The 15375-nt window shown below is 62.5% G+C and carries 24 protein-coding genes and 1 pseudogene; 3 read left to right on the plus strand and 22 right to left on the minus strand.

Annotation, left to right across the window (positions count from 1 at the left end):
• Nucleotides 1-126: 126 nt before the first annotated feature.
• Both RUH75_RS13090 and RUH75_RS13095 read right to left on the minus strand, forming a co-directional pair.
• Nucleotides 127-429 (minus strand): hypothetical protein, encoded by a 303-nt coding sequence (locus tag RUH75_RS13090; RefSeq protein ID WP_313806593.1) that lies wholly within the window; start codon nucleotides 427-429, stop codon nucleotides 127-129.
• Between the two features lie 663 nt (nucleotides 430-1092).
• A complete protein-coding gene (locus RUH75_RS13095; RefSeq protein ID WP_313806595.1) occupies nucleotides 1093-2103 on the minus strand; it encodes a DUF2493 domain-containing protein in 1011 nt (336 codons plus the stop codon).
• A gap of 477 nt (nucleotides 2104-2580) precedes the next feature.
• Here RUH75_RS13095 and RUH75_RS13100 point away from each other — a divergent pair, with 477 nt between their 5' ends.
• On the plus strand, nucleotides 2581-3117 hold the full coding sequence (locus RUH75_RS13100) for a hypothetical protein (protein WP_313806597.1): 537 nt from the start codon (nucleotides 2581-2583) through the stop codon (nucleotides 3115-3117).
• A 116-nt stretch (nucleotides 3118-3233) separates the two neighbouring features.
• Here RUH75_RS13100 and RUH75_RS13105 read toward each other — a convergent pair whose 3' ends face one another.
• The 16 genes and pseudogenes from RUH75_RS13105 to RUH75_RS13180 form a co-directional block, all read right to left on the minus strand.
• Nucleotides 3234-3563: a hypothetical protein gene (locus tag RUH75_RS13105; protein ID WP_313806599.1), complete on the minus strand. Its 330-nt coding sequence runs from the start codon at nucleotides 3561-3563 to the stop codon at nucleotides 3234-3236.
• A 52-nt stretch (nucleotides 3564-3615) separates the two neighbouring features.
• Nucleotides 3616-3945: a single-stranded DNA-binding protein gene (locus RUH75_RS13110; protein ID WP_313806601.1), complete on the minus strand. Its 330-nt coding sequence runs from the start codon at nucleotides 3943-3945 to the stop codon at nucleotides 3616-3618.
• Between the two features lie 554 nt (nucleotides 3946-4499).
• Entirely contained in the window at nucleotides 4500-4898 is a 399-nt protein-coding gene (locus tag RUH75_RS13115; protein ID WP_313806678.1) for a type II toxin-antitoxin system VapC family toxin, read from the minus strand.
• Between the two features lie 11 nt (nucleotides 4899-4909).
• The gene (locus RUH75_RS13120; protein WP_313806603.1) at nucleotides 4910-5176 is read right to left on the minus strand and encodes an antitoxin; all 267 of its coding nucleotides are present in this window, start codon (nucleotides 5174-5176) and stop codon (nucleotides 4910-4912) included.
• Nucleotides 5177-5329: 153 nt separating this feature from the next.
• Entirely contained in the window at nucleotides 5330-5524 is a 195-nt protein-coding gene (locus RUH75_RS13125; protein ID WP_313806606.1) for a hypothetical protein, read from the minus strand.
• A 46-nt stretch (nucleotides 5525-5570) separates the two neighbouring features.
• Nucleotides 5571-5874 (minus strand): annotated as a pseudogene (locus RUH75_RS13130) (hypothetical protein).
• 32 nt (nucleotides 5875-5906) lie between these two features.
• A complete protein-coding gene (locus RUH75_RS13135; RefSeq protein WP_313806608.1) occupies nucleotides 5907-6281 on the minus strand; it encodes a DUF6915 family protein in 375 nt (124 codons plus the stop codon).
• A gap of 1 nt (nucleotide 6282) precedes the next feature.
• A complete protein-coding gene (locus tag RUH75_RS13140) occupies nucleotides 6283-6747 on the minus strand; it encodes a DUF6878 family protein (protein ID WP_313806610.1) in 465 nt (154 codons plus the stop codon).
• The gene (locus RUH75_RS13145) at nucleotides 6744-7262 is read right to left on the minus strand and encodes a hypothetical protein (RefSeq protein WP_313806612.1); all 519 of its coding nucleotides are present in this window, start codon (nucleotides 7260-7262) and stop codon (nucleotides 6744-6746) included. The genes RUH75_RS13140 and RUH75_RS13145 overlap by 4 nt, the downstream gene beginning before the upstream one ends.
• Nucleotides 7263-7388: 126 nt before the next feature.
• On the minus strand, nucleotides 7389-7862 hold the full coding sequence (locus RUH75_RS13150) for a DUF736 domain-containing protein (protein WP_313806614.1): 474 nt from the start codon (nucleotides 7860-7862) through the stop codon (nucleotides 7389-7391).
• 147 nt (nucleotides 7863-8009) lie between these two features.
• Nucleotides 8010-8303 carry a hypothetical protein gene (locus tag RUH75_RS13155; RefSeq protein ID WP_313806616.1) on the minus strand — a complete coding sequence of 98 codons (294 nt, stop codon included), beginning with the start codon at nucleotides 8301-8303 and terminating at the stop codon, nucleotides 8010-8012.
• Between the two features lie 234 nt (nucleotides 8304-8537).
• Nucleotides 8538-8666, minus strand: coding sequence for a hypothetical protein (locus RUH75_RS13160; protein WP_313806618.1), 129 nt, complete (start codon nucleotides 8664-8666; stop codon nucleotides 8538-8540).
• Between the two features lie 58 nt (nucleotides 8667-8724).
• Nucleotides 8725-9156: an antirestriction protein gene (locus tag RUH75_RS13165; RefSeq protein ID WP_313806620.1), complete on the minus strand. Its 432-nt coding sequence runs from the start codon at nucleotides 9154-9156 to the stop codon at nucleotides 8725-8727.
• Nucleotides 9157-9284: 128 nt separating this feature from the next.
• Nucleotides 9285-9536, minus strand: a complete 252-nt coding sequence (locus RUH75_RS13170) for a hypothetical protein (RefSeq protein WP_313806622.1) — start codon at nucleotides 9534-9536, stop codon at nucleotides 9285-9287.
• Nucleotides 9537-10784 (minus strand): hypothetical protein, encoded by a 1248-nt coding sequence (locus RUH75_RS13175; protein ID WP_313806624.1) that lies wholly within the window; start codon nucleotides 10782-10784, stop codon nucleotides 9537-9539. It lies immediately after the preceding gene.
• 92 nt (nucleotides 10785-10876) lie between these two features.
• Nucleotides 10877-11515 (minus strand): hypothetical protein, encoded by a 639-nt coding sequence (locus RUH75_RS13180; protein WP_313806626.1) that lies wholly within the window; start codon nucleotides 11513-11515, stop codon nucleotides 10877-10879.
• A 176-nt stretch (nucleotides 11516-11691) separates the two neighbouring features.
• Here RUH75_RS13180 and RUH75_RS13185 point away from each other — a divergent pair, with 176 nt between their 5' ends.
• On the plus strand, nucleotides 11692-12363 hold the full coding sequence (locus RUH75_RS13185) for a hypothetical protein (protein WP_313806628.1): 672 nt from the start codon (nucleotides 11692-11694) through the stop codon (nucleotides 12361-12363).
• Between the two features lie 2 nt (nucleotides 12364-12365).
• On the opposite strand, the gene RUH75_RS13190 is transcribed toward RUH75_RS13185, so the two are convergent.
• Nucleotides 12366-13406 (minus strand): hypothetical protein, encoded by a 1041-nt coding sequence (locus RUH75_RS13190; protein WP_313806630.1) that lies wholly within the window; start codon nucleotides 13404-13406, stop codon nucleotides 12366-12368.
• Complete coding sequence (locus RUH75_RS13195; RefSeq protein WP_313806632.1) at nucleotides 13403-14005, minus strand: DUF7007 domain-containing protein; 603 nt, start codon at nucleotides 14003-14005, stop codon at nucleotides 13403-13405. The genes RUH75_RS13190 and RUH75_RS13195 overlap by 4 nt, the downstream gene beginning before the upstream one ends.
• A gap of 114 nt (nucleotides 14006-14119) precedes the next feature.
• Between RUH75_RS13195 and RUH75_RS13200 the strand changes: the two genes are divergently transcribed.
• Nucleotides 14120-14611, plus strand: coding sequence for a hypothetical protein (locus RUH75_RS13200; protein WP_313806634.1), 492 nt, complete (start codon nucleotides 14120-14122; stop codon nucleotides 14609-14611).
• Nucleotides 14612-14661: 50 nt separating this feature from the next.
• Here RUH75_RS13200 and RUH75_RS13205 read toward each other — a convergent pair whose 3' ends face one another.
• Nucleotides 14662-14937 carry a hypothetical protein gene (locus RUH75_RS13205; RefSeq protein ID WP_313806636.1) on the minus strand — a complete coding sequence of 92 codons (276 nt, stop codon included), beginning with the start codon at nucleotides 14935-14937 and terminating at the stop codon, nucleotides 14662-14664.
• A 104-nt stretch (nucleotides 14938-15041) separates the two neighbouring features.
• The gene (locus tag RUH75_RS13210; RefSeq protein WP_313806638.1) at nucleotides 15042-15362 is read right to left on the minus strand and encodes a hypothetical protein; all 321 of its coding nucleotides are present in this window, start codon (nucleotides 15360-15362) and stop codon (nucleotides 15042-15044) included.
• Nucleotides 15363-15375 lie beyond the last annotated feature (13 nt).

Here is a 15375-nt window from a genome sequence, read left to right on the forward strand (position 1 = left end):
ATCGTAGACCCTTCCTCTCAGGAGTTAGGGCCTCCGGCAATCCCGGTGCGGTTCAGTTTCCGACATACAGCAAGGACGAATTGTCATGCCAATTCCGCTTGCTTTCCAGCCAACTCCTGTACGATTTTAGGTAGATGAACCAGATGTGTTCGTCGGTTGTAGGTATACACTAATTCCGTCCACGAGGACAGGAAGATCATTCGCCTGTGCAAATTCAATCATGTCTGCGGATTGATCATTCAAGTTCCGCGCTCGCTCGATGAGTTCCTCATGAGAAAGAGCCTTCAGATCCTCAAGTGTTTCTACATAGTTATCGTAGCATGCCCCATGATCATCATAAATCCGGAACCCATAAGACGTTTCCGTAACCAATCCATCTGCATTGATTGTCTGGAAGATAGTCCTATCTATTGAAGCGTAGTTGCTCATAGAATTCTCCTCGACATAATGTATCCCTCGTTGCGATTACCTAATGAGGATAATTAATTTTTGCCGGCGGTTTTGTATGATACCGAGCGGATTATTCCAAGCATCAACTGACGGTCAAACCATTTCTGAGGCAGAAGTCGAATTGCAGCGCCCGTGTATAAAATCGAAGTGGCTGTAAACGTCGCTCTTGGTCAAGCGGTAGAAGTCGCCGCGACACCTGCTTGAGAGTGAAACGAGTATATGGGATGATAACGACCTATGGTCGTCAAGATTCGACGAATTTTGTTGGAATGTTGGTGTGGGTTCTACATTGGGCGCATGAGCAGGATGCGCGCCTGGGCACGTCGAGGTTTCGGTGAAGTTGGCGAACGCCAGACAGCAATCGAGCTTGGCTCTCGTCCAGCCGAACATAACCGCTGGGCTGCATGGCAATGGGGAGCGTTATGGACATCTCGTTCTCCCTTGTTGGTCCGCCTTGCCGCACCCCCTTTTCTCTTTGCTCCGGGAAAGCCGTTCGTGGTGCCCGCCAGAATCATTCCTGTCGGACGGGATGCCGCCTCGCAGCGGCGTCGAAGGGGCTCGATGCCCCAGAGCGCCGCATGATCAGGCAAAGAGAGGGACCAGAGGCCCCGGCCTCGGCCGGAGCCTCTCGGAGCCGAGGCGTCAGAGCCCCTGGCGGGTCCGCGCAGCCACGCGCTGCGGCGCCGGGCGGACGGTCTGGTGGGCGAGCTTTACTACGTGCAACGGGACGCCTGCCTGTCGCAATTTCTGCGCGAGGTTCATCTGGATGCCGGAACCTTCACACACGACCGCTTCCACCGGCTTCAGGGCCAGCAGGCGATCGTTGCGCACGAAGGCGGCCTTGGCGCCGAGGCGACGGTCTAGGCGGAACATGATGACTTTCACGCCGCGCGCTGCCGCCCATGCCTGGGCGATGGCGTCGCAGCCTTTGGCCTGTGCGGTCGTCGCCAGGACCATCTCCGGGATGCGGGCCAGAATCGAGTCCAGTCCCTTCCAGAGCAGGTCATGATCTTCCCACTGCTGGCCGCCCGAGAAGGCGACGACAGGACCTTCGGGCGTGAACTGTTCGCGGCGTTCCCGGCCCCGTGCGGCGAGATAATCGCGCGCTTCAATCATCGATGCCGTTACCCCGCGCGAGACGCGGCTGCCGCGGGTCGGTGCATAGGGGCGTCCAGTCTCCACGCGGTACACCTCTGCGGCGTGGTCGCGCATGCATTCCATGGCGTCGCGGCACCCTTGAAGAGTCTGGGAAAGCATCTGCGCTTCTTCGATCTGCGAGGCGTAGATTTCGCTGGGATCAAAGGCGCGGGCGAGCTCTCCCAGCTCCTTGGCGGCATCATCCTCCCGGTCGCTGATGCGCTTCGCCACAACATGAAAGCTGTTGACGAAGCCCCAGGCGAGGTCGCCCGCGAAGGGCTCCAGTCGAGTGTCGCGAAACACGTCGAACAAGGTCGCCATCACCATCTCGACGGCGGCGCGGGCCTGGTCGGGATCGGGCATTTCGAGTTGCTCGCTCTCGTCGACGGGCGACAGCTTGGCGCGCTCGTCATGCTCGAGAAAGGCGCCCGCATAGAGGGTGCTGCGCTCGTCTGCTCCGGTCTCGGCGGCGATGTGGCTGGCGAGATCGGCGAAGTTCGAGAAACTGTTGGTCATTTGAGCCTCCAAGGTCTGGATCTCTCATCCATTCGATGAGGCTTGCTCAGGGGCATGCGGTGGTCAGGGAGGTCAGGCACGGCGACCGGCTTGCCGTCGCCCCTGGGAGCGGGGGAACCGATTTTCTGACGGGGGCCGCGCAGCGGGGCTCGGCTGAAAATTGGGGGGACCGCCCGTGCTTGACGGACCGCCAACCCCGCATGCCACACTAGGCAGACACAAGAGAGGAATAGGGGTGTAAAACCTCACCCTGCGTGACTATCCCGCAAGGGGATCGTGACCCGGACGGGCGGAGACGCGCCCCGCGCGGCTCCGTGAGATTAGCCGGGGTCGGCCACAGGCCGGCGGCGGCTTAGCGAATAGAGCCCCGGTCCCGTCCGGCGCGCCGCGCGGGGCGGGATGCGCCGAACGCGCGGACGTCTATCTTTACGTCGGAACATTGTTGGAACTTTGCAGCGCTGATCATAGACTGAGGTGATGCAGGGGGAATCGAAGCCCTATCCGGGCGAAGTGGCAACACCGAACGATATCAGGCAGCTCGCCGACGAATATCGCGGCGCGGCGCATGATCTGATGGACCGTGGCAAGCGGGGCAAGCCATCGAGCTGGGCGCCCGCGCGGATGACGGCAATCCAGGCGATTGAGCTTTACCTGAACGCGCTACTGCTGGCGCGCGGCGTGAAGCCGGCCGAGATCAGAGGCTATCAGCACGACCTGCGCAAGCGCACCACGAACCCCGCAGTAACCGCCTTGCGGCTGCGCCAACGCACGCTCGACCATCTCGGCAAACTCAGCGAAGGCCGAGAATATCTCTCGATCCGCTATGGCCCCGAACTGAGCGGCAACTTGTCCCAGCTCAATCGCCTGATGGCGACGCTCGACGAGGTCGCCATCAAGGTCGGAGGCGCGCTCGACAAGGCGAACGCGGCGCCGACAAAGGCCGCTCCAACGGCAACGCCAGGACCTTCAACGCCCGCGGCCCGCGCGGCGGCGCCTGTCGTCGCATCGGCCTGATCCAGTCGTCGGCCTCGCGTCCCGATGCTGGCGCTGGCGGGGTCACGCGCGTGGCAACACGTGCGGCGCGGGAACGGCGAGCCCAGTGGTGAACTCGCCGGTAGGCGTGTGACGGGTCAGTGGACCGACCCGTCGAAGGAGAGGAGGAGATCGGGGCAGACGAGCTGATGTTCGGCGGCCACCAGCGACCAGGCGGCGGCGAGTTCGTCATGATACTCACAATCGACGACCGCATCGGCGCTGGCTTCGCCGAACTGGGCTTCCTCGAACGAGCGGATATGGGCGGCATCCGCAGCCTCGGTGATCGCGCCGGCGAGATGCGCGGCGATTTCGTGGCGGTTGAGCTGGTCGGCGGCCCGGCGGATGCGGGCGACCAGATGGGGGTTGAGGACTTCGATCCCGTGAGCGACCCCGGCGATCTCTTCGAAGCTGGCAAGCTGGAACATATATCGTCTCCGTGAAGATGAGGGGGCGGCCCGAGGGCCGCCCGTCCGGGGGTCAGAGGAACTCGATTTCCTCGGCGACGATGTCGGTGTTGTAGAAGGTGCGGCCGTCCCGCTCGTTGCGGCTGTAGCGGATCTCGCCGACGATCATGAGCTTGTCGCCCTTCTTCTTGTGGTTGGCGACGGACTTGCCGAGACCGTTGAAGGCTTTGACGGTGTGGAATTCGTCGTAGGTTTCTGTGTAGCCGTTCTCGCCTTTTTGCACCTGGCCGTCCTTGATGACGGGCTTGCTGGTGACGAGCGAGAAGCTGACGCCGCCCTTGCTGTCGGTGCCGAAGCGGGTGATGTCCGAGGTGATCCGGCCTGAGAGAAAAACCTTGTTCATGATGCTGTCCTTCCTTTGCGCCAGCGGGCCGATCCCGCTGGGATGAAAAGACGACGAAGCCCGGGCATGAGGGGCTGGCGCACCGAAGCGTCAGCGCAGGGGAACCTGCGATTTTCCGGGTGGTGCGGGCAGAGGCCGTCAGGCCTCAACACGGCCGGAAGATCGTGGGTTGCGCCGGCCCCGCACGGGCGTAGCGTTCATCCCTTCAAGCGGGTGGCCGGATGGCTCATCGGGACAGGACTGACGGGAATGAGAGGTGTGAGGAAGACGGCCGGATTTTGGACGGCCGCGACCAGGCGCCGATGCGGTTAGTCGCTGCCTCTTCGTTGCACGCCCCGCGCAAGGCGCGCGTGGCAAGGCGGGAACAGGCGGGCCGGGTGCCGCGATATTCTGCCAAGGCGGGCGGTCTCCGGTATTGCAAGCGCGGCGCGCGGAAGGAGCGGGCGGCGTGGCCGTCGGTGGCGCAAGCCCTTGCGGCCTCGGTGGGTCCAAAATGAGCAGTGCAGATCACGGGTCGTAGACGCCCGGCACGGCGACGCATCGGCTAGCTGCGATCAATGTGGGTCCGCGACCCAGTTCTCCACCTTGAGAGCGCGTACGCGCAAGAACTCGCCCATGTTGGCTGTCACGAGCGTTGCGTCCAAAGCATAGGCGTGCGCGGCGATGAAGAGATCATTGGGCCCGATGGGCTTCCCGGCAGCTTCGAGCTCAGCGCGAATTCCGCCATATTCGGTGTCGGCCGGGACATCGAGGGCGAGAATTTGGACGCTGTCGAGAATGGCTTCGATCTGCGCGAGCAGCCTCGGCGACCCCTTTTTGGCGCAACCATAGCGCAGTTCCGCCGCGGTAATGATGCTAACGCAAATGGCATCCGGCCCAACCTCGGCAATGCGCTTTGCGACACCGCCGTGAGGATTGCGAGCCAGTTCGGAGATGATATTCGTGTCGAGCATATAGAGGCTGCTCACAGGTCGATCGCCTTGGCCGGCAACAGCGTGTCGTCGATATCGGGGAATTGATCGTCAGGTCCCAGCGGTTCGAGACTGGCGAGAACCTCCAGGATATTCTTCCGGCGGATCGGCTCGATGATAAGGCGGGCGCCGTCGCGATGAATCATCACGCTTGTCCCGGGGAGTTCGAAATCCGCAGGAATACGCACGGCCTGGCTCTTGTTGTTGCGAAACAGCTTTGCCTCACGTGCGGGCGTGGGATCGGAACGTCGGGGATCCATGATGCCTCCTTTGCATATACATGAACATATACATAAATGATTGACAGTTCAAGGCCGACGCTGACCATCGCCGCGGTCGGGGCGCCGACATTCGGAGTCCGACCCGGGCGGGATGGGGAAGATAATCGATCCGCGCGCCAAGCACGGGGGGCGTCAGGGCGTCTTGCGGCGCCGGGTCCGGCCGACATGGTCGGCTGATGCCTCGATATCGATGGCAAGCTGGGTCAAGGTGCGGTGGGCGCCGAGGCGCTGCAGCCCGTCCATACGCGGGTCGCGATGGAGGTTGGCGATGCGGGAGCGGATGAGCGACGCAGCCACCCGCAATGTGTGGGGATCAAGCTCGGCCATGAGTCGCGTAATAGCAGAAATGCTCCTCTACCGGGAGCCAGGCGTGCTAGTCGCTGTCAAATTGCCGCCAGCGCTGGACGAGCTCGACCATTTCGGACTTTCGCCCGAAGGCATCTGGATAAATCGCGCCTTCGTGCTGGCCGAGAAAGCCGATGATCGTCGTCATATGGGTCGCGATCGTGGCATCGACACCAAAAAGGTCGGCGATGGGAAAATGTCCACAATCATCGCCGTTCCACCAGGAGGAAATTGGCGACCCGGCGGGACTGCCCGGTGTCGGACCGGGCAATCTCGATCAGGCGATCAAGGGCCGCGGTCGCGGCTCGTTTGCCAAAGGGACCTTCATCCATCGACCTTACACTCCATCATATTGCCAGGAGGATCATGCCTTGGCCGTCCTTTGCAAGGAAGAATCGAGGCCGGGCGACCCGGCGGGATTGCCGCGAAGGATCCAGGGCATCGGCTGTATGAGCCTGGCCCAATCGGCGAACGAGGGAATGCGGCCCAGATCTTCAACCACATGTTGTTCGCCGATAAGGCGCACCGGCACCTCGCGCTGGTCACTGTTCGTGATGGTGACCCCGAATACCGTCTCGAGCATGAAGATCCCCTCGGCATGATGGCGCAGGGCGCGGTGCCTCGGATCGGCGAGGATCTTCTTGGACTCGTCGAACCATTGGTGGAGTGCGATATAGTCCGCTGGCGCGCCGCCCCAGCGGCGCACCGAGCTCAGGGCATGATAGTGGCAGTGGGACATGTCAGAGCTCCGTCTCGGTCGTCTCATAGTCGACGAAGCGGCTGTTATGCGTGAGCGTCACCGCGCCGCTCGCAACGTCAATTGTAACCGTACCGAAGGCGCCTTCACCATCTTCCCAATGTTTGTGGTGGTTGGAGACCGCGTTATCGGCAAAAGCGCGCAAGGCATCTTCAAGCTGGACCGCACGCGCTGTGACGTCACCGCCATATTCCGCGGTGAAGGCATCGCACAGCACCTCGGGCAAGTCGACGTCCTCGTCGCCGACATAGGCGGTGACATCGCAGACCGAGCCTTCGTCTCCGCCGCCGTCATAGCTGATCTCAACACGGGTGATGCCATGTTCTGCCAGGATCGGCAGGAAGGCGGCTTTGCACCGGGCCTCGACGTCGCGCACGACGGCCAGATGCGCGTCGATTTCCGCCTCGATACGCGCAGCAATTTCGACATCGTCCGGGGTCATGGTCATGCGGGAAACTCCTCAAGCAAGCGTTGTGCAGCCTCGGCGCTGCGCGGATAGGCAGCGGCGAGATTGCGATGCAGGGATTCGAAGGCGGCAATGGCGAAACGGCCGTCGGCACCGGGTCGGGTGGCAAGGATCGCGCCGGTGACAATCTCGTCGATGGACTCGCGGTCGACCCGTGGCGTGCCACCATCCTCATAGCGGACGGGCGGGGCGAAGCAGGCTTCGAGCCAACTGCCCAGGCCATCCTGTACGGCCTCGGAATAGGCGGCGACAGCAGGATCGAGCCGCGCTGCGTCGGCATCTACCGTGAGACCGAGCGTGCGGTAAGTGCCAAAGTCGTGGCGATTTGTCAGTGTGATGAGCGCACAGCCCTCGGGCGGCGGGCCAAAGCGTGCGATGATCGCGGCGCGATAGGCGCCGACCTCAAGGCGGTTGAGCCTCTCGAAATCGGGCGTGTGGCCGAGCTGCGCGCAATCCTCGTTGGCGGGCGCGCCGCCAAGGTCAATTGTGTCGGACATCGTCTTCTCCTGGTTGAATCGGCAGCACTCCCCTTCCCCCTCCCCTCGTCGGCCGACGGCCGCGCGGAAACGAGAAAAGGCCCCCGCTCCTATGCGGAGCGAGGGCCCTTTTAGGGGTGCGAAGGTTCAGCTCGCGAAGGCGTGTTCACTCGACGACTGGCCGAGGCCAGCCTCGGTGCGTTCGCGCGACGCCTCGCCCGCGCCGGTTTCGGCGCCGTCACCGGGCAGGGGCGGAAGGCTGTCGTCGGCCTTGGGCGCCATCTCGCTGGCAAGGTCGCGGCGGCGGGTCGGGCGCGACCAGACGACATTGTAGCTGCCGTCCTCCTGGCGGAAGGCCGAGATATAGAGCGGCGCGGCCAGGCTCGGATCCTCGATCTTGCCGTTCAGGAAGGCTTCGCCCGTGCCGTTCGAGAAGAGTTCGAACAGCGCGCCCACCTGCACCCAGGCCCGTGAGGCGGAGAGCGCCAGCACCTCATATTTGGGGGCCTTGGGATTGGCGGAGTGGACCTCGCGCAGTGCAATCGTCATTGCGATCGTGAGCGTCGCGATCTTGCCGACGTGGATGCCGGCGTCATTCTGCTTGATGGAACCGATGTTCATGGGGCTTCTCCTGGATGATGGCTCGAACTCCCATGTCCGAGACACCTTCCTCCCTCCCCCTCCTCTCCTCGGCCGTTCGGCCGAGCAGGCGCGTCAGCGCCCCAATCCGAGGTCCGCACTTCGCGGCCTCGGGGTCGAGGTTCCCGGTCAGTGGAGCGAGCCGAATAGACCGCGCTTGGCCTCAGCCTGGTACGCACCGTCTTTCACGCCGATGCTTGAACGCATGTCGGCTTCGAGTTCGGCCGCAAGACCATTGGGTATTTCCGTGTAGGGGGCGATAATGGCGATCGCGGCCTCGGGGCTTCTCAGCGCCTTGCGGACAGCTACTGCGGCGCGCGGGAGCCCCGCCTCGACGAGCAGCTTACGTGCGAGCCGCAGATACATGGTTCCGGCGAGGACAGCGTCCCGGTCGGCAGGCGTCGCGGATTTGATGTCAGGCATTGGTGTCCCCAACCACTGTCTGCTTGTTCTCTTGTGCAACCTCGGCGCCGGCAAGCCAGTCCTCCTGATGGAGCGAAATGCCGCGAACCCGCATGCACGCGGTCGCAATCTTGGCAAGCTAAAACAGGAAAATTAGGATGCGATCGCCCTCAGTCAGGGGAAGGATCGTACGCCTATCCGTCCACACCGTCCGGTCCGACCTTGGCCGAGCTGCGGCAAAAGGCCTAGAAATCCTCAAGAAAATGCGTGACCCGTAATTCCACATAAGGCGAGCACATCGCCGAGCGTGTTGTTGAAGAGGCGCGTGACCTTGGTGATCGCCGCAGGGTCGATCTCGCTGTGGATGATGGCGGGAAGGGACATGGGGAACTCCTCGGAGCGGATTTGCTCCCGGCACCTGTCCCCACTCCCCTTTTTCGCCTCAGTCGATCGCGCTGAAGATCTCTGCCGCCTCGGGATGGTCGAGCGCATGATCGCGCAGCCGGTGGAAGGCCTCGGCGATGTGGTCGTCGTCATCGTCGAATTCGAACGAGAGATAGGAAAAGGTGAAAAGCGTTGCGATGATCCCGGCAGCGTCTGCAGAGACCTCGCCATCATAGCCGTTGCTACCGCATCGGATCTGGAACCGATCCCGACCGTTCGGAGCGAGATAGAGCGGTTGGTGACCGACCTCGAAGAACTGCCAATATCCGCCGCTATAATCAGGCGAAAGCGACTGCATGAAAGTGTAGAGCAGCATCTCGCCCCTGAAGAAATGACGGCGGCCAAACAGAGTCGGGATGAAGTTGATGCGACGCTCGTCGGGCACGAGGCTGGCAGCGCAGAAGGCGGCATTCGCGGCGATATCGGACATGGGGGTTCTCCTGAGGAAAGGTTCAGCGCCGAGTGCCTTTTTTCGGCCTCGGAACCGCCAGCCCCGCCCCCCCTCCTCTTGAACTGAATGCCCGACGGACTGGTGCCCTCTCCTTTCCCGATTACGGCTCAGTGAGACTCCGAGGATTTGAGGACGGCAATCACGGCTTCGACATTGTCGACGGCCACTTCGAGCCGCCGGACGGCCTCGTCACGGCTGTCACAATCTTCTGAGGAAGAGAGTTCGATCATCAGGAACGCGAACAGCGTGTCGCCGCAGGCCCCTGCCTCATCGAGATCTTCGACATGCGCAAAATCGCCGCCATCGTAGGTTTGCGCGCAGATGCGCTGGAATTGGTTCAGCATCGCATGGATTTCCATTCATAGGAGTGAGGGCTGGTTGCAGGGCAGCCGGGTCGAGGCGGCAAATGACCGCAGCAAGGCAGCCATTTCGGCGCGAAGCCGGGCTCGATTGCTGATCACGGCCTCAGGATCGAGTGGTTGATACTGGACATCGAAATAGCCGGTCGCGAGGCGGCCGCCATCGACCTCGATGACGATCCGATGGCCTCGCGGCTGCGCGGGCCCAGCATAGCGCGCCGTAAATTCACCCAGCCGGCCGGTAAGCCCGTTGATGGCCTTCCCCCACCGGATATGCCCTGCGCCTGTGACCTGTCCCACCTCCAGGCCTCGGGCGATCCAGGTCTGCAATTGCGCGCGCTGGAGGAGCCTGGTGTGGCGCAAGCGTTCCATGGTTCGACACAGAGGCAGCGCACCGGCATGGGCGTCGGCAACAGCCAGGTCCTGATCCTGCGCGGCGATCAGGATGTCCTCAAACTCACGGCCTCGGAGGGGGTCTCCGAGGGACCCAGCTGGCGCCGCGTCGTCCGCATTGCGGAAACCCCGCGTCGGACAGATCATGATGATGGTCGCTTGATGCGCGCCTGGCGCCTGGCGGATCGTGTCGACCAGCCCCTCCTCGGCCTCGCGGGCGCCCATCAGCACAAGCCGCTTTGACCAGGGCGTCGGCCGGGCCGCATGGGAAGGCTGTGGCCAGGTCGAGGGTCGTGGCCGGGATGAAAGCCCCTTCCTGTCGGGCGCTTCACTGGCAGTGCGGTGAGCGGCAAGATTGGCGCGCCGCGCGGTATCGAACAGATCGTCGATATTGCCGCCGCCTTCGCGGAAGCCCTTATGATAGGCCGAAACGAGCCGTGGATCAGGGCAACCTACCAGCGGTTTGACGGGACCACGGGCATCCCACCCGGCCTGCGCTGCATACCAGCCATTGGCAAATTCCACGGCCTCGTTCCAGTCATAGCCATGGTCCGTGCGACCGATCAGAATAGCCTGATCAAGGCGTGTGCCCCCGCCCCGTGACACTTTCGCGTGCGTGAAGGCAAAATTGCGGGCCTGCCGTTCGCTTTCAGTCTGGCGCGCAATCGCGTCCGTGACCGGCCGCATGGCGATCACCCGTTCGCGCGTCCGGGCCATGCGCAAATCCAGTGGTGCGTCGTTCGGGAGATCGGGATAGGCGCGCCAAGCGGCAGCGATCATTTCCGCATGCTCGGCGGTCCGGCCCCGGCCGATCCAGCAGGCGGGATCGGATGCGATGAAGCTTTTGGTGTCCATGGGTGGCGTTCCTGATTGTCGCATGCGCCAACAGGCTGGTCGCGGCAGCCCCATCATCCGCAGGATGGGACGGCATTGCCGCATCGGCGCCGTTAAACGGCCAAGCGCGGTTCGGCGCGGGAGGGAAGCTTGAGGTCGCGGCAAACCCGATCGGCCAAACGATCTGGGCTGAGCAGCTCCTGAACCGAAGCCCAGTGGTTGCGTTCTCCTATGTGATCGTCGCGGCCCCGCACGCGGCGAAAGCAGATTTCATGGCCCGGGCCGAAAGGAGAGATCGACAATTGCATCCACAAATCCTGGCCATGCAGGGTGATGTCGCCCGATCCCGCCGGCCCCGCCGGGTTGGAGCGAATGCTGTAAGACCCCGGCGCAAGCCCCAGCGCATCGGCAAAGCGCAGCAGAGCGCGGCGCCCTTCGGCGTGGAAGGTGCGTTTGGCCGGCGCGTCATGCGCCACGCCGCGCTGACAAAGGACGGGCAATATCGGACTGCCGCGAATGGCGGCGATCTCCGTCATGCACGCCTGCCGCATCTCGGCCTCAGAAGCCTTGCTCGCGCACACCGTGGTGAAATGCCGGGCCAGCAGAATGACCGCGGGATCGCATTCAATGTCCTTGCCCGCGTTACGACAATCGGTGATCGCAGCGTTAAGAACATGAAGCGTTGCTGCAATGGTCGTGCAGCCGCTCGGATCAAGGGCCTGGGCGTGGCGAAAGGCAACATCGTAGCTCATGATGGGGTCTCCGGCTTCAAGCGCAGGACGCGCTCCTTCCACCCCGATCCCCCTCCTCTTTGCCGATCTGGGCGAACGGCCGTTTTTCTGCGGTTCATACCCCATCGGCAGTATAGCTTGCGCGAGCGATCGGCATTAGCATCGCCGCGTCGCGCCGGGGGGCCAATGCTGTGGTTATGAATTTGATCGATTTGATACAGGCTGGGACGATCGACGTGCGATTGCCCAGCGTATCGCCCTTGGCCTCCGACGACGATCGTTCCGCCGCGCTCAATTCAACCGGCGTACTGACGGTCATCGGCGGGGCGTTTCAGGTCGATCGGCTGGCCGCAGCGCTGATCGCTACCACCGGCAAATGCACATCGCTGGACGGGCAGATAACGCAGCAGGTCGAAACGCGCCATGTGCTGGCGCAACCCTGGAACTACAACCGCATGGTCAGCGCCATCACGGCGCGGCGCGAGGAAAGGCCTTCGGGTCCCATCGAAGTGATGCGCGTCAGTGGCGCAAGGCTGCCGACACTCTATATCGTTCTTGCCGGTGAACATGATGTGTTTGCGGCACGACAGGCCGGCGATGAACAGATTTCGGTTCAGATCCTGGGCGACTATCAGTGCGACTTCCAGAATCACTTCATCCAGGCGGGCCATCTCCTGGACTTCTCCTCAGGAGAGCTGACCCCCGTCTCTCCCTCGGAACCGTGGACCGGAGCGGTCCCCTTGGAGGAAGCGAAACTTGCCCTCGATGTCATGCAGATCATCCAGGCGTTGGGCGTGCGCGTGATCGCCTCCGATCGTTCAGACCAGGATAAACGGGAGCGCGCGAGCGGACATGATAATGACGGCTGACATCATCTCACTGCGAGGGTGACCGGCCCTCTGACCTCATCTCTCCTGCGATGGTAGATTCCGGCCGCCCATGTCTCGACCCACGGCTCGACCAGGGCATCATGGTCGAGTTCACCCTGTTCGATAAGGGCTTGAATCTCGCCCCGCGCCTGCGCGATCGCCGCTTCCCAGCCATTGGCCGGCAGGGCATCGGTGGCATTGGGAGCATTTATAGGCAGGGCTTTTGGTGCATAGCTCAGCCGCCCAACCTGACGGCCCAGCCAGGTCTCAAGATGGTCCGCAACGAAACGGTCGGTCTTTGAGATGCCCCGGCTCAGGGCCTCGCGCCGCGCGCTGGTGCCATAGGCCTGGCTGTCGATCGAACGGATGCGCTTTCCGAATGGAAGCAGGTAAGGGATGGCCGGACCTTTGACGCCGAACAGATGGAGGCGGATCGAGCGCGGCAAGATCCGGTCGAGATGCTCGACCACCGCGATCAGCCCTTCTGGTCCGGCAACCTCGCGACGGCACATGCTGCCGACACCGATAAGCGGCGCACGCTCGATCAATCCCCATAGCGCGTCGAGGCAGCGCTCATAATCGCAGGGTCGACGGCCCTGGATCACCGGCATCATGGTCGACAAGATACCATGATCATCGGCGCGACGGCGGCATTCGAAATTGGCCGCGATGGTGCGCGACAGCCGTTCCAACACCTGCGCGCGGTCAGCGGCAATTTCCTGTTCGACGCAATAGTCGGCGCTGGCCCACCACCGAAATGGAAAGGCAGCAGCAAGCGCCACATAATGGGCGATCGACCAGGGGAAGGCCCCGTAGCGCGCGGTCGCGACGAATCCCGCGCTGTCGAGATGAAGCGATGCAAGCGGACGGGCATTGGCGAGCTGCCCGGTTCGCCATCCCGTCCAATCCCGCCATCCCTTGCTCACGGAATATCTGGAGAGGCAGTTGGCCGAAATAAGCGCGGGCTGCCGCAGCGCGACCACGCGGTCGAGGATCGGCCCCTTATTGAGATGCGGCAACCCGACGATGATCTCCATCGTCACGGCAGCGGCTCGGCGCCGATCGCCGTGAAGCTGTTGACGATCTGGCAGCTATCATAGCGGTCGGCATCGACCAGGGCACGATGGTCGATCATCTCATAGGTCGCACTGCCGAGATGATCGACGCTGAGCACCCGTCGGCCGATGACGCCAGTCTTCCCCTCCGGCACCCAATCAGCATAAGAGCCGAAGGCGGCGACCACCACGACCTCGCCGATCACGGCTTCATAGGCCGCGATCGCGCGCAGTACATGACTGTCGCGGGACGGGACTGGCTTGCCGGTAAAGGCACTGTAGGCCTGCGGCCGCCAGGATCGAACGGTGACGTGCGCCAGCAGGATTGCCGCGCCCATGGCGGGCCGATCGACCCGGCGCAGTTCGGCCTCGAAGCCTAGATAAACGAGCGCCCAGTTCACATCCTCTTCGTAAAAGGGCTCGTCGCGCCGGAGCGCATCGGGCATCGCCGCCTGCCGCTGCTCCGACAAGAGGATGCCACCGTGGCTCGGGGTCGACACATGCCAGATGCCGGGCGCGATCTGATCGGCGCTCTGGATGGCGCCCCAGATGCTCATGGTCGGCTGGGCTGTAGGTAAGAAGGTCATGACGCTTGGCTCCTTTTTGCTTCACGGCCTCGCTCCCCCTCCCCTCCTTCAAGGTTGACGTGGGCTTGACCGGGCCAATTGTTCACTATATGTTCTTTTCGAGGAGATCTGCCCATGGGCCTTGAGAAAGACATTCGCCGCCATTTCGATCTCGACATCGGCTTGCGCGATGCCGCGCTCGACGCGGAAAATCGGCCGACGCGCCGCATGATCGCCAACGCCTGCATCGGAATGCCGGTCGAGGACGCCTATTATTCGGTGCGGGAACTGCGCGAAGCCGCGCAGTGGATCCATGATGGCGCGGCGGCGGGAAAGCGGAAGCTGATGTCGATCCTGTCGAACGACAATTGCGACGATTTCCAGCGCTGCATTTATTTTTGCTTGGCGGGCCGCGGGGTGATCGAGATGCTCGACGATCTTGAGTGGCTCGAAGATCTTCTCGAACCGCGTGGGCGGGTCGCGGGCGAGTTGATGCGCCTGAAAATCCCGGCCATTCCGGTCAAACGCCCCTATGTCGCTGATGAGCCGGACGGCCCAATGATCGGAATGGCAGAGGATTTCAGGCAGGGTCCGTCCTGGTGGCTGGACGAGGCATTGCGCCGGTAGTCGTCACTCCAGGGATTGCTGGGACAATTCGTCTGGCCTGCGCCGCTCGTTCAACCCATCGGCCAGTCGTCAACCGAAGCAAGCTTTCCATTAGCGTAAATGAGAACGTAAACGGCCGTTGGGCTCGACGGATGATCAGCGTCAGTTGCCCACATCTGCTGGGTGTGCCAGCCAGAATCATCTGTGATCTCTAAAAGGCCGGTAAACCCGCAATCAGTTTCATCGATGCGCTGTGCGTCAAGCGCCTGAGCAATCGCCAGAGGATCCGTATATAGCTGGCCAACGGGGATATCCCCGAGAGATTTCTTTTCACCAAGTCCAGTCATATTGCACCTCGAGATAGGCGCTCGCGGTCTTGTGACCGCCCATTGAGCTGAAGGGCATGGTGAGCCAACCCATGGTTTGTCTCCTGTGTTCAAATGTTAGCCGGTCAGGGCCAGTCATAGGTGGGAAGGTCGGCAATCGGCTCGCAGTCGCGGTCGAACTGAATCCAGGTCATGCCGATGCCCTCGGCAAAAGCGAGACAATCCTGCAGCGGCTTCGGCATCAGTTCACGACCCGTCGACTTGACCCAGATGAACCAACCATATTCTGACCAGCGTTCGGCAATGACGTGACTTTGCCATTGGGCTGGATCGGATCTCTGACCGAGAGGATGGACGACTTCGGCATGACGGTCCAAGGCCTCGGCGACAGCTGGCGTAACATGGGCTGTCGAGAGGTGAAGCATTTTCGAGATTTCCAGGGCCATGATGTGTCTCCCG

The organism is Sphingobium sp. (genome assembly GCF_032153725.1).
Lineage (GTDB): Bacteria > Pseudomonadota > Alphaproteobacteria > Sphingomonadales > Sphingomonadaceae > Sphingobium.

Coding starts and splice junctions, on each gene's coding strand:
- RUH75_RS13090 (WP_313806593.1), bottom strand. CDS start 429: ATGAGCAACTACGCTTCAATAGATAGGACTATCTTCCAGACAATCAAT.
- RUH75_RS13095 (WP_313806595.1), bottom strand. CDS start 2,103: ATGACCAACAGTTTCTCGAACTTCGCCGATCTCGCCAGCCACATCGCC.
- RUH75_RS13100 (WP_313806597.1), top strand. CDS start 2,581: ATGCAGGGGGAATCGAAGCCCTATCCGGGCGAAGTGGCAACACCGAAC.
- RUH75_RS13105 (WP_313806599.1), bottom strand. CDS start 3,563: ATGTTCCAGCTTGCCAGCTTCGAAGAGATCGCCGGGGTCGCTCACGGG.
- RUH75_RS13110 (WP_313806601.1), bottom strand. CDS start 3,945: ATGAACAAGGTTTTTCTCTCAGGCCGGATCACCTCGGACATCACCCGC.
- RUH75_RS13115 (WP_313806678.1), bottom strand. CDS start 4,898: ATGCTCGACACGAATATCATCTCCGAACTGGCTCGCAATCCTCACGGC.
- RUH75_RS13120 (WP_313806603.1), bottom strand. CDS start 5,176: ATGGATCCCCGACGTTCCGATCCCACGCCCGCACGTGAGGCAAAGCTG.
- RUH75_RS13125 (WP_313806606.1), bottom strand. CDS start 5,524: ATGGCCGAGCTTGATCCCCACACATTGCGGGTGGCTGCGTCGCTCATC.
- RUH75_RS13135 (WP_313806608.1), bottom strand. CDS start 6,281: ATGTCCCACTGCCACTATCATGCCCTGAGCTCGGTGCGCCGCTGGGGC.
- RUH75_RS13140 (WP_313806610.1), bottom strand. CDS start 6,747: ATGACCATGACCCCGGACGATGTCGAAATTGCTGCGCGTATCGAGGCG.
- RUH75_RS13145 (WP_313806612.1), bottom strand. CDS start 7,262: ATGTCCGACACAATTGACCTTGGCGGCGCGCCCGCCAACGAGGATTGC.
- RUH75_RS13150 (WP_313806614.1), bottom strand. CDS start 7,862: ATGAACATCGGTTCCATCAAGCAGAATGACGCCGGCATCCACGTCGGC.
- RUH75_RS13155 (WP_313806616.1), bottom strand. CDS start 8,303: ATGCCTGACATCAAATCCGCGACGCCTGCCGACCGGGACGCTGTCCTC.
- RUH75_RS13160 (WP_313806618.1), bottom strand. CDS start 8,666: ATGTCCCTTCCCGCCATCATCCACAGCGAGATCGACCCTGCGGCGATC.
- RUH75_RS13165 (WP_313806620.1), bottom strand. CDS start 9,156: ATGTCCGATATCGCCGCGAATGCCGCCTTCTGCGCTGCCAGCCTCGTG.
- RUH75_RS13170 (WP_313806622.1), bottom strand. CDS start 9,536: ATGGAAATCCATGCGATGCTGAACCAATTCCAGCGCATCTGCGCGCAA.
- RUH75_RS13175 (WP_313806624.1), bottom strand. CDS start 10,784: ATGGACACCAAAAGCTTCATCGCATCCGATCCCGCCTGCTGGATCGGC.
- RUH75_RS13180 (WP_313806626.1), bottom strand. CDS start 11,515: ATGAGCTACGATGTTGCCTTTCGCCACGCCCAGGCCCTTGATCCGAGC.
- RUH75_RS13185 (WP_313806628.1), top strand. CDS start 11,692: ATGAATTTGATCGATTTGATACAGGCTGGGACGATCGACGTGCGATTG.
- RUH75_RS13195 (WP_313806632.1), bottom strand. CDS start 14,005: ATGACCTTCTTACCTACAGCCCAGCCGACCATGAGCATCTGGGGCGCC.
- RUH75_RS13200 (WP_313806634.1), top strand. CDS start 14,120: ATGGGCCTTGAGAAAGACATTCGCCGCCATTTCGATCTCGACATCGGC.
- RUH75_RS13205 (WP_313806636.1), bottom strand. CDS start 14,937: ATGACTGGACTTGGTGAAAAGAAATCTCTCGGGGATATCCCCGTTGGC.
- RUH75_RS13210 (WP_313806638.1), bottom strand. CDS start 15,362: ATGGCCCTGGAAATCTCGAAAATGCTTCACCTCTCGACAGCCCATGTT.